The organism is Acinetobacter sp. FDAARGOS_558, assembly GCF_003937785.1.
Taxonomy (GTDB): Bacteria; Pseudomonadota; Gammaproteobacteria; order Pseudomonadales; family Moraxellaceae; genus Acinetobacter; species Acinetobacter baumannii.
The window spans coordinates 3863451-3879988 of sequence record NZ_RKJH01000001.1; the positions used below are offsets into that span (position 1 = coordinate 3863451).

The following is a 16538-nucleotide window of genomic DNA, read 5'->3' on the forward strand; positions in this document are numbered from 1 at the left end:
ATTTAGCCTCTTTTTTATTTCTATTATTTATTTTTTAGTGAGAACAATAACGCAGAGGAATATTAAAACTAAACCTAAATAACTATTCATTGTTAAACTTTCGCCTACGACAACAACTGCCAATAAAGCTGCCACAGGAATTTCGACCAAAGCTAACGTCATGGCTTGACTGGCTGGAATACGTTTTAAACCAAAGCTAAAAAATAAATAGCCTAAGAACATAGGTACGATTGGGATATAAAGGGCTACCCAAATATTATTTGGATAATTAAATAGGTGGGTTGCTGTAATTAATAAAGTAGGTAATAACAGAACTGCTGAAATCCCAAAGATCACGCCCATGGCAGCTCTTGAGTCGATGCCTTTATGGATTAAGTTTTTCATAATCCACGAATATGTTGCATAACTCAGACTTGAGAGTAAGCCAAAAAATACACCTAATAGCCGTTCGGATTGGACGCCTTGATGTTGGTGACTATGTTCGCCTGCATATGAGAGTAAAACGACTCCTAAAAAACCAAGAATAAAACTGATAAGCCATTTTAAAGAAAGCTTACGTTTATCTAATAGCCACTCAAGCATAACTGAGAACAAAGGGGCGCAGCCAATTGAAATAACAGTACCAATAGAAACACCAGCTAATGAGACCGAGGAATAAAAAGCAAACGGACAAAGAATAGAAACAATGACGGCAATCAAAACTTTAGTTTTATAGTCAAAAAGCTTTCGGTAATCTTTTTTAATAGCTTTTAAACTTAAAAATGTGTGAATTAAACCACCGAAGCCCACAGAAATAGTAGCAATTACAAGTGGACTGATGCCCTTTGCAAAAGATGCTGCTGTGCCTGCCGTACCCCATAGAAAAGCAGCAAATAGTACAGATAAGAAACCCGTATAATAAGTCAGGGAAAATTTTGCTTCTGTTGGCGTACTCATATGAAGTGACTCAAACTCTGAAAGTTTTATGCAGCAAGATTTCTACAAGATAATAATTTTTACCTTGTAAGGAATAATCAGCTCAATGTATAAGAATTTTTGACAGTTTCCCGTCAAGAGAACAGGGTAGTATGCTGGTATTTATGACGATTTGCTTGGTTAAATACAATAAAATAATGACGATTTCGGCATAGTCTAATAATAGTTTTGTGAATTAAATGGTATAAAGTATACTTTGTATATGAATGATTTTAAAAATTATTGGTTTATAGTGATATAAAAATAGTTTTTAAAAGCTTTGTATGAAGGATAAACCGTACCGAAAATGATGCTTTCAAAGCAATAATTTCATTATGGTGGATGACTAAAATTATCATCCTTTTGTTTGTGTCATATTTTGAGGTTAAGAGAATATTCGTGACGCTACCATCTTTTAATGTATCAAATCTTGGTGCAATGCCTTCGGTATCTGAAGTTATTGTCAAATATATTAGAGAAGCAATTATTGCAGGGCATATTGCTGAAGGTGAGCCTATCCGTCAGGATGAAATTGCCAAGCTATTTAATGTCAGCAAAATTCCGGTACGTGAAGCCTTAAAGCAACTTGAAGCCGAAGGTTTAGTTGAGTTTATAAAAAATCGCGGTGCAATTGTGACCCGCATCTCTGAAGAAGAATTAGCTCAGATTTTTGAAGTACGGGTTATGTTAGAAACGAAGCTGATTCAGCTCGCCGTGCCGAATATGACAGAAGAAACTTATAAAAAGGCAGATGAAATTTGTAATGCCTTTATTGATAACATGGATATTGGAAGCTGGACTACATTAAATTGGCAGTTACATGCGTGCCTTTATGAACCAGCACAGCGACCTTATATGCTCGGATTAATTCGTTCTATTTACGATAAAATTGAGCGTTATTTAAGATTGCAGATGAATGTTTCCGAAGGCAAATCACGTGCAAATGATGAGCACAAAGAAATTGTGAAAGCCTGTAAAGCCAAGGATGTTGATTTGGCGGTTAAGTTAATTGAAGAGCATATTAATGGTGTGTGCCAATCACTTTATGAGCACCTACCTCACCATAAAAATGTGAAAAAATAAGCGCTGCATTCTTTATCATTTCAATTAGGCCAATGGCCTAATTTTTTTGTCTTTATTTTAGCTGAAGTAAGTTTTCACTATGCTGATTTCGTCATAGATTTATAAGAAAACGATCAAGCTTGCTGTTTTGAGATCAGTCATCCTAAAGGAAAATGTAAGGATACTTCTATGAAAACAGTAAAAATTTTGGACTCTCATACTGGTGGTGAACCAACACGATTAGTACTTGAAGGTTTTCCTGATTTAGGCACAGGAGATATGGAAAGCCGCCGAAAAATATTATCAGAACAATATGACCATTTCCGTAGAGCAACCATGTTAGAGCCGCGCGGTAATGATGTGTTGGTTGGCGCATTATTGTGTAAGCCAGTGAATCCCAAAGCGAGTGCGGGCGTTATTTTCTTTAATAACACGGGCTACCTAGGCATGTGTGGTCATGGCACGATTGGTTTAGTGGCTTCGTTAGCACACTTGGGAAAAATACAAGTTGGTACACACTTAATTGAAACTCCAGTAGGTGATGTTGAAGCGACACTGCATGAAGATCATTCAGTGAGTGTGCGAAATGTACCGGCATATCGTTATAAAAAAGCAGTCGAAGTTAATGTTGAAAAATATGGAAAAGTTACTGGTGATATTGCATGGGGCGGTAACTGGTTCTTCTTGATTAATGATCATGGTCAACGTGTTGCAAGTGATAATTTAGATCAACTTACTGAATATGCGTGGACGGTTAGACAAGCGCTTACGGCACAAGGAATAACCGGTAAAGATGGGCAAGAAATTGACCATATCGAATTATTTGCGAGTGACGCCGAAGCAGACAGTAAAAATTTCGTGCTTTGTCCAGGCAAGGCCTATGACCGTTCACCGTGTGGAACCGGAACCAGTGCGAAAATTGCTTGCTTGGCTGCAGATGGCAAACTTGAGTCAGGAAAGTTATGGAAACAAGCCAGCATTATTGGTAGCCAGTTTATTGCCTCTTATGAGCAAGCAGGGGAATATGTGATTCCAACCATTCGTGGAGAAGCTTACATGAGTGCTGAAGCAACTTTATTTATGGATGAAAATGACCCATTTGCTTGGGGTATTCAGCTATGAGAACCGATGCCATCGTCATTGGTGCAGGTATTGTGGGGGCGGCATGTGCTTATGAATTGGCTCGGCAAGGGTTAAATGTGCAAGTTTTGGATGCTCGGATCGGTGGTGCCACAGCCGCGGGCATGGGGCATTTGGTCATTATGGATGACTTGGAAGCCGAATTAAAACTTAGTCATTGGTCAGTTCAGCTATGGCATGAATTAGGACACGAACTTTCGGAAGAATGTGCCTATCGCCAAACGCCAACTTTATGGCTGGCAAGTAGCCCAGAAGAAATGCAGATTGCTGAGGAAAAATATCAACGTCTCACTGCACAAGGTGCCCGTTGCCAACTTCGAAACGCAGATGAAGTTCATCAGCTTGAACCTCACTTAAAGCAGGGTCTTTATGGTGGTTTAGAAGTTTTTGATGATGGAATTTTATATGCACCTTGTGCTGCTGAATGGTTATTAAAAAAATTTCCCCACAAGGTTCAGGTTCAACAAGCTAAAGTTATTCATATTGAAGAAAATCGGGTTCAGTTAAGTGATGGCACATGGCTAGAAGCTGCACATATCGTTTTGGCTAACGGTATTCATGCGACAGATTTTTTTCCAGAGCTACCGATTGAACCTAAAAAAGGTCATTTGGCGATTACTGACCGTTACCCTGAATTAAATGTAAAGCATACGTTGGTGGCTTTGGCTTATGCGGCCAGTACTCAAGCGACAAGTGGAATTTCGGTGGCTTGTAATATTCAGCCTAGACCGACGGGCCAGCTTTTTATTGGGTCATCTCGTCAGTTCAATACGGTTGATCCAACTGTAGAGCCAGAAGTCTTTACTCGGGTACTTAAAGAAGCTACTGATTATTTCCCAGCTTTGGCTGATCTTAATGTTATTCGGGCATGGACTGGCTTTCGCGCAGCCACACCCGATGGTATTCCAGTAATTGGACGACATCCTGCATTTCAATCGGTTTATTTAGCGGTTGGGCATGAAGGTTTAGGTGTAACCACAGCAACAGGTACAGCAAAACTGATTGCCTCACACATATGTGGATTAACTTTTGATATAGATCCAGAACCTTTTTTACCTCATCGCTTTATAGGAGCTGCATAGATGATTCAGCTTTTTATTAACGGACAATCGGTTTCTGTGATTGAGGGCACCAGTGTTGCTGCTGCTTTAGCACAAGCGAAGTCTTATAGTCGTTTGTCTGTCTGTGGTGAAAAACGCACTCCATTTTGTGGAATGGGAGTGTGTCAGGAATGCCGTGTCAATATTAATGGACTCAGAGTGCTTGCTTGTCAGACGCTGTGCCAGCAAGACATGAAAGTGGAAACACAATAATGGAAAAACAATACGAAGTGGTGGTTGTCGGTGCTGGGCCTGCAGGGTTGTCAGCTGCTATTACAGCCGCCGAAAGTGGCGGTCGAATTTTAATATTGGATAATAACCCACAGGCGGGTGGTCAAATCTGGCGGGCTGGACCGATTTTTCCCGTACCTGAAATGGCGCAGCAGAAATATCAACAAATTAAGGCTCATTCTAATATTGAATTTATGTTTGGTGCGAAAATTGTCGCCGCACCTTTTGCAGGCCAGTTACTCGTTGAGCGACCTCACGACAGCCTAAACTTGTCTTATCGCCAGCTTATATTGTGTACGGGAGCAAGAGAACTGTTTTTGCCTTTTCCCGGTTGGACTTTACCTGGCGTAACAGGGGCAGGTGGTTTGCAAGCCTTAATTAAAGCAGGCACACCTGTCAAAAATGAACGCATTGTGATTGCAGGTTCAGGGCCATTACTTTTAGCAAGTGCGGATACGGCAAAAAAAGCAGAGGCTCAAGTTCTCTATGTTGCCGAACAGGCGGCTTCATCTTCCGTTCGTAAGTTTGCACTACAACTTTGGCGTTGGCCTGCGAAAATAATACAGGCGTTATCTTTGCCTTATCGTTTATATCAACCTGACAGTTATGTGGTTGAGGCGATTGGTCAGGAGCGTCTTGAACGGGTAAGGCTACAAACGCCGAAGGGAATCATTGAAATTGAGTGTGATCGACTCGCGTGCGGATTTGGTTTAGTCCCGAATACTCAATTAGGGCAGTTAATGGGTTGTCAAATTAAGGACAATGCGATTACGGTCGATGACTATCAACGTACATCACAGCCACAGGTGTGGGCAGCAGGTGAGTGTACAGGTTTTGGCGGAAGTGAGCTGGCGATGGTTGAAGGTAGCATCGCAGGTTATGCCGCTATAGGCCAAAATGAAAAAGCGAGACAATTATTTGCTCAAAGACAACGATATCGTTTATTTGCACATCTCCTTGAGAAAAGCTTTAAGTTACGTGCTGAGTTAAAAACGCTTGCACGCCCAGAAACTATTTTTTGTCGATGTGAAGATGTAACTTTTGATAAAGTTGCCGAGCGTAATAGTTGGATTGATGCAAAATTACATACACGCTGTGGAATGGGGGCGTGCCAAGGAAGCACGTGTGCAACAGCAGCAGCTTGTTTATTTGATTGGCAGTTGCCTAACTCTCGACCACCATTACTTCCTACTCGTGTAAAAAGCCTCATGGCGATGTCTACTTCTCCTTTAAATCAAAAATGAAATGTTCTAGAGTAGACAAGTTATAACTTTGTCCGCTCTAGCTCATGACTTTGGTTCAAATTCCGAAATTAACTACCACTTTGGAAGATTTCTTAAAAAATCTGGAAAGTATAGAACCATTGTTTGATGCTTTATCTTCGGTGGTGTTTTTCATCAAAAATACCGAAGCACGCTATGTCTTTGTCAATCAAACATTAGTAAATCGCTGCGGTCTAAAGGATAAAACTGCAATATTGGGAAAAACCTCTTCTGAAGTTTTTCCTCATTCACTTGGAAAAATATATACATCGCAAGACTTGCAAGTCATTCGCCGCGGTAAAAAGTTAACAGAGCAATTAGAACTACATTTATATGCAAAAAATCAGTCGGGTTGGTGTTTAACTTATAAAGAACCTTTATTTGATGCGGATGGAAACCTAGTAGGAATAGCGGGTATTTCTAATGTTTTAAATGTGCCTGAAAATACACATCCTGCTTTTTATAAAATGGTTCAGGTTGAGGAATATATTAAAAAGAATTACGCCGAAACCATTACTTTGGCGCATTTGACCGCAATTGCTGGCGTGTCGGTGGCTCAGTTAGAACGTTATTGCAAAAAAATATACCATTTAACGCCTCGGCAAATGATTAGCAAAATTCGTCTCCAAGTCGCCACTGAACTGCTTGCGACTGACTTACCGATTACTCAAATTGGTTTACGCTGTGGTTATACCGACCATAGTGCTTTTTGTCGTCAGTTTAAGTTGCATACAGGCATGTCACCTACTTTGTATCGGGCCTCTATCAAAAATATTTAGATAAAAAAATGGGTTGTATAGAACAACCCAAATCATTATTAAGTGCTGAATTTGTATATCAAAGATTAATCTTTAAAAGCTAGAGATCGGCCTTTGGTTTCTTTAACTAGCAAAATCGAGACAATAGAGATTAGACTTGCGGCAACCAAATATAAAGAAATCGGAATCGAACTATTAAATTCTTTGAGTAATGTTAGGGCAATTAATGGAGCAAGCGAACCTGCCATAATGGGTGCGACTTGATAACAAAATGAAAGCGCCGTGTAGCGAATATGAGTAGGAAATAACTCAGTCATTAGGGCAGAGTAAGGCGAATAGGTCATGGACTCAATAAATAAACCAAGCACAATTGCTAACATAATGAGCCAGTCATTGCCTGTATCCATTAAAGGAAAGCCGACAAAACCCCAAAAAGCAGTAAGTACAGCCCCAATAAGATAAATAGGTTTGCGGCCAAATATATCGCTTAAATGCCCCATAAAAGGAATAATAAAGAAATGGATCAGATGAGCGCCAAACATGAGCAGTAAGATCTGCGAAGTATCTTTATGGACGACTAACTTTAAATAACTGATCGAAAAAGTAACTACCATATAGTACAAAATGTTTTCTGCAAATCTGGCACCGATACCCGCAATAACAGATTTCTTATGATATTTTAAAACCTCAATAATCCCGAGTTGTTGCTTTTCAAGAAGCTGTTGTTTGGCCTGTGCTTCTTTAAACACTTCGGCATCGTCTACATTTTTTCGAATCCATAAACCAATTAGTACCACGACTGCTGAGAACCAGAATGCACAGCGCCATCCCCAGTCTAGGAATTGTTCGGGTGAGAGGTTTTTTGAAAGTAATAATAAAACCAGTGTGGCTACTAAATTTCCGAGCGGTACACCAGTTTGTGGCCAGCTTGCCCAATAACCTCTGCGATCATCTGGACTGTGCTCTGAAACTAAAATAACTGCGCCGCCCCATTCACCACCAAAAGCAAAACCTTGAATTAAACGCAGTATCACTAGGAATGTAGGAGCCCAATAGCCAATTTGATGAAAGGTCGGAATACAGCCCATTAAAAAAGTAGTGATACCGACAATAATCAGGCTAATTTGCAATAATTTCTTACGTCCAATTTTATCGCCGTAATGCCCAAACACGAGGCCACCGAGGGGTCTTGCTAAAAAGCCAACAGCATAGAGGGCAAAGGCCGCCAAAATGCCATCTATAGCATTGCCAGTTTGTTGAAAGAAAAGTTCGCCAAAGACAAGGGCTGAGGCTGTTCCATAAAGGAAAAATTCATACCATTCTGCTACGGAGCCAACCATGGAGGCCGCTACTACCTTTTTTAGTGTTGTCGTCATATACCAATATCCTTATTTGAAAATATGTTACGCATTGATTTGATGAAGCATCTTGCTATTCATTTTTTGCACTTTTTTATTTAAATAATGTGCGGTTACGCTGGAGGCTTTGAACTAAAAAAAGGAGTTCATCTCTTGGATAAACTCCTTTAAAAAAATTAAAGAGCAGCTTTACTCATTTCACCATTGACCAAGCGCGCAATACCAAGCGGATTGGCATTTTGAAGGGCGAGTGGCAATAAGTGATCTGGATAGTTTTGATAGCATACTGGTCGTAAATAACGCTCGATTGCTAAGGTTCCTACCGATGTACCGCGTGCATCTGAAGTTGCAGGATATGGCCCGCCATGAACCATGGCATCACAGACTTCCACACCTGTTGGGTAACCATTTAGAAGTAAACGTCCTGCTTTTTCTTCAAGTAATGGAATAAGGGTTGCGAAGTTCTCAAAATCTTGTGGCTCGGCAATTAATGATGCTGTAAGTTGACCACGTAGACCGCTTAATGTGAGAGCAAGCTGCTCTGCCGATTCAACTTCAATCACAATCGTCGTTGGGCCGAATACTTCTTCTTGAAGTAATTCATCATGCTCTAATAAAAGAGATACATCGGCTTTAAAGAGCTGAGGATAGGCTTGCTGGCCTTGTTGTGGTTGACCCGCTAAATGCTCAATTTTGTCATGTACGAGTAACTCTTTAAGACCATGTTCATAGCTTCTTAAAGTGCCTTTATTAAGCATGGTTTGTGGCGGTTGCTGAGCCATTGTAGCCTTGAACTGGTCAAGAAATTGGCTAAATTCAGGTGATTTAATTCCAATAATTAAACCCGGATTAGTACAAAACTGACCGCAGCCTAAAACCACTGAACCACTAAGTTCGGTCGCAATTTTATCACCACGCACTTTTAGAGCTTCGGGTAATAAAATCATTGGGTTAATGCTCGACATTTCGGCAAAAACAGGAATGGGTTCAGGACGTGCAGCAGCTAAATCACTGAGAGCACGGCCACCTTTGAGTGAACCTGTAAATCCAACAGCTTTAATTGCTGGATGTTTTACCAGTGGTTCACCGACACCTTGACCATAAATCATGCTAAAGATACCTTTTGGCATAGCGCATTTCTCAATCGCACTACAAATGGCATTTGCAATAGATTCGGCCGTTGCCATGTGACCGCTATGCGCCTTCACAATAACTGGACATCCAGCAGCAAGTGCTGAAGCGGTATCGCCACCCGCAGTAGAAAAGGCTAGAGGGAAATTACTTGCGCCAAATACGGCCACTGGTCCAACACCGATTTTATATTGACGTAAATCTGGACGTGGAAGTGGCTGGCGCTCAGGTAAAGCCAAATCAATACGGGCACCTAAATAGTCACCACGGCGTAATACTTGAGCAAATAGGCGTAATTGACCTGTGGTCCGCCCACGTTCACCGCGAATACGCGCTTCCGGCAAAGCAGTTTCTTGACAGACTGTTGCAATAAACTGGTCATCAAGCGCATCAATTTCACTGGCAATCGTTTCTAGAAAAACAGCGCGTTGTTCTGGCGTAGTTTGTCTAAAAGCCGGATAAGCCAATGCAGCTGCTTGAGCTGCCTGATCAATTTCTTCAGGAGTTGCTTGAGCAAATTGATAGGGTAATGCTTCATCTGTTGCAGCATCGTAGCTTAATACAAACTTACTGCCTGCACTTGAACGTTGACCTGCAATAAAATTTTGACCAGTAATATTTAACATTATCAACCTCACTTGAGAGTGAACGTCAAAAGTGGTTCTTATGACGTTGGAGAGTTATCAAAGCGAAGGTTTTACATTTGAAAATATTGTATTTTGTATACGGTATTAATCAAAAGAAAACCTTAACTTATATGTGTTTAAGCAAACGAACGCTAAGCTTCATCGTCATTTTTAATCAGTGCTTTTGGTAAACCTGAGCGTATACCCCAGTAGTAGCAACCAAGAGAAATCACCATGACGAATAAGGTGTCGAAAGGCGCTGCCAATAGGTGTGATGCGCCATCACCGAAGCTGCCAAGGTAAGAGGCAAGAATCATTAAAATGTAGTAAACAAGGAGCCACGCTGATGACTTTAACTGTTGGGCAAGGCTGACTTCTTGGGTTGGCACGTAGCGCTTAAAAATGACGTAGAGTGCAAACAAGACGATTTGTGCGCCTAATAGCCATGAAATGACATTCCAGCCAGACCAATACACAATAAAAGACGCAATGACAAAAGCGAGAGGCCCGAGAACAGTAAAGCCTTTTACATAGAATGGACGTTCAAGCTCAGGAGCATTACGGCGTAAAGCACCCACTGTGACAGGAGCAAGGGCATAACTTAAAACTAAAGCTGCCGAAACTACGGAAATTAATTTATCCCAAGATGGAAACGGCATGGTCCAAAATACTGAAAGTGCAAACGTTAACCATAATGCATAACGAGGAATACCTGATTTCGGATCTACACGCGTAAAAATACGGAAGAATGTATTACTGTTTGACCATGCATAAATGACACGTGGAGTTGCAGCCATATAGATATTGCCGCAGCCAGACGGAGAAATAATGGCATCTGAAACAACTAAAAGTGCTAACCATCCCAAACCTAATAACATGGCAATGTCGCGGTAAGGTAATGGGAACTTGTCACTAAGTCCTGACCAACCATTTGCTAACATATCGGTAGGTACTGCACCTAAGAAAGCAACTTGAAGCACTACATAAATAATCGTTGCCAAAACGACAGATAAGATGAGTGCAAAAGGAATCGTAAATTGAGGACGTTTTACTTCACTTGCTACCGAAATAATCGGCGTTAAACCCAAATACGCAAAAATAATACCACCAGCAGATACGGCACCTTGTACGCCGTGAGCGCCCATTGGGGCAAACTCGGTCATTGAAAAGTTTGCAGGTTTAAAATGGTATAGAAGTGCAACCATCACTAAAACCGGAACAGCAAATTTCAACGCACTAATCAGGTTGTTGGCAATTGCAAAGGTCTTTACGCTGTAATAGTTCAATGCAAAAAATACGCATAAAAGTGCAAACTGAAACAACCATCCAATGGTAGTTGGAGTTCGAACACCATCATGTACGGCGGTAAGAGAAGGGAACCATGCTGCTGCATATTCGCGGGCAGCGACGACTTCAATTGCAATTAAACTTGAAAAGGCAATGACGGTCACAGAACCCAATAAATATCCTTGTAATGGGCCATGTGAAAATACGGGATAACGGATAATACCGCCTGCTCGGGGTAAGGCTGCGCCTAACTCACAATAAATAATTCCCAGAATTAAAACGGCAAAGCCCCCAATAATCCATGACAATATACCCGCAGGGCCGGCTTGAGAGGCCACATGACTTGCTGAAAATAACCATCCTGAACCAAAAATGGCGCCTAAGCCAATGAATGTAAGATCCATTAGAGATAACTGTTTTTTAAACTGACTTGTCATTACGTTTTCCTTAACGACAGAACTATTGTTCTTTCATATATCGTATACGATATATGGTTATTGGTAAATAGGGGAATTTTTATTCTATTTATGGACAATGAATGATTTAAATACTATGTAAATGTTTGTTTTTAATTGATTTTAAATATTTTAAATTTCAAGTAAATAACTTGAAAACCAAATATTTTTTATAAAAAATTGGCAAAGGTTTGTGATTTTATTTGCTCAAAAGAACAATTCTTCAATATTGGTTGAGTCATTTACCATTTAAATTAATGGAAAATTCAATTTTTTAAAAAGGCTGTATTAGCAATTGATTGTGTTGTTTTTAGGCAATGAACCATTTATTTTCAGTGCTTTATAGATGGCTTAATGATAATTTTAGAGCTATCCGAAAGGACACAATAACGACGAACATACGAATAATAATGAATCGAAGGTAGGACCACGTGTTTATTAGTGTATTTGATCTTTTTAAAATTGGCATCGGCCCATCTAGCTCCCATACAGTTGGACCCATGCGAGCGGCATACAGTTTTGTGGAAGATTTATTGAAGCAAGACGATTTACAAGCCACGGTTAGAGTTCAGGTGAAGTTATACGGTTCGCTGTCGGCAACCGGTGTCGGTCATGCGACAGATAAGTCTGTTCTGTTAGGTTTAATGGGTTTTGACCCTGAACATATTGATACCCAAGTAAGTACAAGCTTGATTGAAGATGTTCTTGAAAATAAAGCCATCCAGCTTAATCAGCAAAAAACTATTTCTTTTGACTATAAGCATGATGTGCTTTTTTTAGATGAATCTTTGCCTTATCACCCCAATGCAATGGAGTTGATTGCGTATAACGAGGCTCAAGAAATTTTATATGCAGAAACTTACTATTCGGTTGGTGGTGGCTTTATTGTTAGCCAAAGACAATTAACACACACCCACACTGAAACCAACGACGTTAAAGTTCCATATCCATTTCACAGTGCGGCTGAACTTTTAAGCTTATGTAAGACTCATCATTTATCAGTGAGCGAGTTAATGCTTGAAAATGAAAAAAGCTGGCGGAGTGAAGCTGAGATTCGTAGCAAGATTATGGAAATCTGGAAAGTGATGCAGCAATGTATTCACAACGGATTAATTAATGAAGGCATATTACCGGGCGGATTAAACGTAAAACGTCGGGCTAAAAAAATTCACGATAAGTTATTAAATAAGAAAAACTCAAACCTGATTGTGACGACTTTTCATGCGATGGAATGGGTCAATTTATTTGCCTTAGCGGTAAATGAAGAAAATGCTGCTGGCGGTCGAGTAGTGACGGCACCTACAAATGGGGCCGCAGGAATTATTCCGGCAGTTTTATATTACTACGTGACTTTCTCTAAAGACTTTTCCGAAGATAAAGTGGTTCGTTTCTTTTTAAGTGCGGCAGCCGTTGGCATTTTATGTAAACTCAATGCTTCTATTTCTGGTGCAGAAGTAGGGTGTCAGGGAGAAGTCGGCTCGGCATGTGCAATGGCTTCGGCAGGTTTAGCCGAAATCTTAGGTGCCTCACCTGAGCAAGTGGAGCATGCGGCTGAAATTGGGCTTGAACATAATTTAGGGTTAACGTGTGACCCGATTGGTGGTTTGGTTCAGGTGCCTTGCATTGAACGAAATGCAATTGCAGCCGTAAAAGCCATTAATGCAGCCCAAATGGCACTTCATGATGACGATGAACACTTTGTCACACTAGATAAAGTCATTCAGACTATGAAGGAAACAGGTAAAGATATGTCTGAGAAATATAAAGAGACTTCAAAAGGTGGTCTCGCTGTTAACGCCATTGAGTGTTAAAAAAATGAGATGGGGACGAGGTGACCCCATCTCATTTTAAACATTAAGCCTCGCGAGCAACTAAAGTTAAAATGTCGTAAGTTGCGACAAGTTCACCGCGTTGGTTTTTGACTTTAATATCCCATACCACAACGCCATGTGCAGGCTGAGACGGGTCTTTTTGTGGTTTAGGTGTTTTTTGTTTACAGGTGAGTTCAACTTGGATTGAGTCACCAATTTTAACCGGTTCAACAAAACGTAAGTTGTCCATACCATAATTGGCAATCACAGGACCTTGTGCTGCATCTACAAATAGACCTGCTGCGGCAGACACAATGAAATATCCATGTGCCACACGTTCACCAAAGAAAGACTCGGCAGCTGCAATTTTGTCAGTATGTGCATAGAAGTAGTCACCGCTTAAACACGCGAAATTGACAATATCTGCCTCAGTGACTGTACGGCGCGCCGTTAATAAACGCTCACCAATCACTAACTCATCAAAAGACTTTTTAAATGGATGTACGCGGTCCTCATTAACTTTCGAGCCAACAGTCCATGAGTGAGTAATTTGCGTCAGGCTGTTTGGTGAGCCTTGAATTGCAGTGCGCTGCATATAATGTTTAACCGCGCGAATACCACCTAACTCTTCACCGCCACCTGCACGGCCAGGGCCGCCGTGTACTAAATGTGGAAGTGGTGAACCATGTCCTGTACTTTCTTTTGCTGACTCTGCATCAAGTACATGCACACGACCATGCCAAGGCGCATTTTTTTGAATAATCTGCTCAATATTCTCATCGTTATTTTTAACGACAGAAGCCACTAGGCTACCTTCACCACGTGAAACAAGGTCAGCTAATTCTTCAATGTTTTGATATGGCATGAGTGTACATACCGGACCGAAAGCTTCCGTGGTATGAACATTCGTCGCTTGTAAAGGCTGTTCGCACACCAATAAAGTTGGAGCGAAAAAAGCGCCTTTTTCAGGATGGTCTGCATTAAATGTAAAGCTATCGTTGCCACCAAAAACAATTTTTGCATCTTTGCTGAGTTCAGCAACTTTTTCTGCAACGTCATGTTTTTGTTTAATGCTCGCTAAAGCCCCCATGGTGGTTTCTTCTTTTTGAGGGTCACCCACCACAACTTTAGCAAGTTTGGCAGTCAGCTTCTCTTGTACAGTCGCTAACAAGTTTTCAGGAACAAATGCACGACGAATTGCAGTACATTTTTGGCCTGCTTTTGTAGTCATTTCACGGAAGACTTCACGCACAAATAAATCGACAGTCTCTTCATTTGCCTCAGGGCTTAAAATTGCACTGTTTACCGAGTCGGCTTCCATGCTAAATGGAATTGAATATTTATTGAGGTGAGGGTGGTTACGTAGTTTTTGACCTGTGTAAGCAGAACCTGTAAAGGTCACACAGTCTTGTGGGCCTAACTGTTCTAACAGGTCATAAGTCTGACCGCAAATGAGTTGTAGTGAGCCTTTTGGTAAGACATGTGTTTCTTCAATGGCTTTTACAACTGCTTGAGTTAATTGGGCACCATCGGTTGCTGGTTTCATAATACATGGCACGCCTGCAAGTAGCGTCGGTGCAATCTTTTCAAGCATTCCCCAAATTGGGAAGTTAAAAGCATTAATGTGAACGGCAACACCTGCTTTAGGACTTAAAATGTGTTTAGCACCAAAAGTCCCATTTTTAGAGAGTTGAATCCAGCTATCTTCAGTAATAATTTTTTCATCATTGAGTTCACGGCGAACCAGACTCGAATAAGCAAATAATGTCTGGATCCCACCTTCAATATCAATCCACGCATCTTTACGAGTTGCGCCTGTGGCATAAGCAAGTTTGTAGAAGTCTTCCTTACGTTCAAGTAAATGTTGGGCAATTTGTTTTAATGCATTGGCACGTTGGTGAAACGTCCAGTTAGCCAGTTCTGAACCATTCTGTTTGGCATACTGAACAACACGTTTCATATCTATGCCATGACTACTTACGGCATAAATCGATTCACCTGTAATGGCATGATAAACGGTACGTAATTCTTCGTCAGACGAATGCCATGTTCCATAGACATAAGAAGCAAGATGAGGCAGTTGATGCTCAGACTGCTGAAAATCTGTGTCAGTTGAGGTTCCTTCTAGGTGTGCTTGTTCAAGCATGACCAAACTCCTTTTTTATTTGATACATCAATTATAAAAATTGCAAAAATATGATTCATAATTTCAGATTAATTTGTATAAAAGTCAACTTTATTTTGATTTTTAAAAGTAAAAAAGGTTTTTACATTTAACTTAATTGTATAAATTTCAATATCTTGTATTGGTTTGTTATTGTGGATTTAATTTGATACTAAAAAATTAGTTGACTTTGTTTTTTGTGTATCGAAAAATAGATTTAAGGGTGATACCTACAGGGAATGAAAGAATGGAAAACAATTACCAGAAATTTGAACAAAATATTGCCAATGAAATTACGATCGAGGCTAAGGATCAAATGCCTGATGCCTACCGCAAAACATTGATTCGTCAAATCGGGCAACATGGCCATTCTGAAATTGTAGGTATGTTGCCTGAAGGAAACTGGATTACTCGTGCGCCAACTTTAAAACGCAAAGCGGTTTTGCTCGCGAAAGTACAAGATGAAGCGGGTCATGGTTTATATCTGTATAGCGCAGCAGAAACCTTAGGTGCTGACCGTGATGACATGATGGAAAAGTTGATTAATGGGAAAATGAAATACTCATCAATCTTTAACTATCCAACTTTGACTTGGGCAGATGTCGCTGCAATTGGTTGGCTTGTCGATGGGGCAGCCATTGTGAACCAAGTTGCGCTTTGCCGTACTTCATATGGGCCATATGCACGTGCGATGGTACGTATTTGTAAAGAAGAAAGTTTCCACCAACGTCAAGGTTTTGAAGCCATGATGGCTTTGGCAAACGGTACACCGGAACAAAAGCAGATGGCACAAGATGCAGTGAACCGTTTCTGGTGGCCAGCACTCATGATGTTTGGTCCAAGCGATGAACATTCTCCAAACAGCGCACAAAGCATGGCGTGGAAAATCAAACGCTTTAGTAACGATGAATTACGTCAAAAGTTTGTCGATAACACTGTACCGCAAGTGTTGCAACTTGGCTTGGAAGTACCGGACCCAGATTTAAAGTTCAATGAAGAAACAGGACACTATGAGTTTGGCGAGATTGACTGGCACGAATTTAATGAAGTGATTGCCGGACGTGGACCATGTAATCACGAGCGTATCGAAGCACGCCGTAAAGCATGGGAAAACGGCAAATGGGTTCGTGATGCAGCCGTGGTCTACGCGAAAAAACAGCAGCTTGAAGCGAACAAAGTGGCTTAACAAGATTTATGGA

General features: G+C 40.8%; 13 protein-coding genes. 8 read left to right on the top strand and 5 right to left on the bottom strand.

All coding sequences use genetic code 11. From position 1 onward, the window contains the following. Positions 1 to 27: 27 nt before the first annotated feature. The gene (locus EGT34_RS18660) at positions 28 to 936 is read right to left on the bottom strand and encodes a DMT family transporter (protein WP_000106978.1); all 909 of its coding nucleotides are present in this window, start codon (positions 934 to 936) and stop codon (positions 28 to 30) included. Positions 937 to 1353: 417 nt separating this feature from the next. Between EGT34_RS18660 and EGT34_RS18665 the strand changes: the two genes are divergently transcribed. From EGT34_RS18665 to EGT34_RS18690, 6 genes are all read left to right on the top strand, one after another. Then, positions 1354 to 2037 carry a GntR family transcriptional regulator gene (locus EGT34_RS18665; protein WP_000174668.1) on the top strand — a complete coding sequence of 228 codons (684 nt, stop codon included), beginning with the start codon at positions 1354 to 1356 and terminating at the stop codon, positions 2035 to 2037. 168 nt (positions 2038 to 2205) lie between these two features. After that, entirely contained in the window at positions 2206 to 3138 is a 933-nt protein-coding gene (locus EGT34_RS18670; RefSeq protein WP_000859587.1) for a 4-hydroxyproline epimerase, read from the top strand. After that, positions 3135 to 4238: an NAD(P)/FAD-dependent oxidoreductase gene (locus EGT34_RS18675; protein WP_001258342.1), complete on the top strand. Its 1104-nt coding sequence runs from the start codon at positions 3135 to 3137 to the stop codon at positions 4236 to 4238. The genes EGT34_RS18670 and EGT34_RS18675 overlap by 4 nt, the downstream gene beginning before the upstream one ends. After that, the gene (locus EGT34_RS18680) at positions 4239 to 4469 is read left to right on the top strand and encodes a (2Fe-2S)-binding protein (RefSeq protein ID WP_000615330.1); all 231 of its coding nucleotides are present in this window, start codon (positions 4239 to 4241) and stop codon (positions 4467 to 4469) included. It abuts the gene before it with no gap. Next, positions 4469 to 5731 (top strand): FAD-dependent oxidoreductase, encoded by a 1263-nt coding sequence (locus EGT34_RS18685; protein ID WP_000415238.1) that lies wholly within the window; start codon positions 4469 to 4471, stop codon positions 5729 to 5731. Before EGT34_RS18680 ends, EGT34_RS18685 begins: the two co-directional genes overlap by 1 nt. A gap of 44 nt (positions 5732 to 5775) precedes the next feature. Then, entirely contained in the window at positions 5776 to 6528 is a 753-nt protein-coding gene (locus tag EGT34_RS18690; protein ID WP_024437431.1) for an AraC family transcriptional regulator, read from the top strand. Positions 6529 to 6593: 65 nt separating this feature from the next. On the opposite strand, the gene abaF is transcribed toward EGT34_RS18690, so the two are convergent. The 3 genes from abaF to EGT34_RS18705 all read right to left on the bottom strand — a co-directional run bounded on the left by abaF (position 6594) and on the right by EGT34_RS18705 (position 11346). Then, positions 6594 to 7883, bottom strand: coding sequence for a fosfomycin efflux MFS transporter AbaF (gene abaF / locus EGT34_RS18695; protein WP_000214017.1), 1290 nt, complete (start codon positions 7881 to 7883; stop codon positions 6594 to 6596). Between the two features lie 158 nt (positions 7884 to 8041). Continuing rightward, positions 8042 to 9622, bottom strand: coding sequence for an aldehyde dehydrogenase (NADP(+)) (locus EGT34_RS18700; protein ID WP_000932304.1), 1581 nt, complete (start codon positions 9620 to 9622; stop codon positions 8042 to 8044). Positions 9623 to 9774: 152 nt separating this feature from the next. Beyond that, positions 9775 to 11346 (bottom strand): APC family permease, encoded by a 1572-nt coding sequence (locus tag EGT34_RS18705; RefSeq protein ID WP_000203773.1) that lies wholly within the window; start codon positions 11344 to 11346, stop codon positions 9775 to 9777. 449 nt (positions 11347 to 11795) lie between these two features. Here EGT34_RS18705 and EGT34_RS18710 point away from each other — a divergent pair, with 449 nt between their 5' ends. Continuing rightward, positions 11796 to 13175: an L-serine ammonia-lyase gene (locus EGT34_RS18710; RefSeq protein WP_000470944.1), complete on the top strand. Its 1380-nt coding sequence runs from the start codon at positions 11796 to 11798 to the stop codon at positions 13173 to 13175. Between the two features lie 43 nt (positions 13176 to 13218). Here the strand turns inward: EGT34_RS18710 and paaZ are convergent, their stop codons facing one another. Further along, positions 13219 to 15321 (bottom strand): phenylacetic acid degradation bifunctional protein PaaZ, encoded by a 2103-nt coding sequence (paaZ, locus tag EGT34_RS18715; protein WP_024437432.1) that lies wholly within the window; start codon positions 15319 to 15321, stop codon positions 13219 to 13221. A gap of 265 nt (positions 15322 to 15586) precedes the next feature. Between paaZ and paaA the strand changes: the two genes are divergently transcribed. Beyond that, positions 15587 to 16525, top strand: a complete 939-nt coding sequence (paaA, locus tag EGT34_RS18720; protein ID WP_000431128.1) for a 1,2-phenylacetyl-CoA epoxidase subunit PaaA — start codon at positions 15587 to 15589, stop codon at positions 16523 to 16525. Positions 16526 to 16538 lie beyond the last annotated feature (13 nt).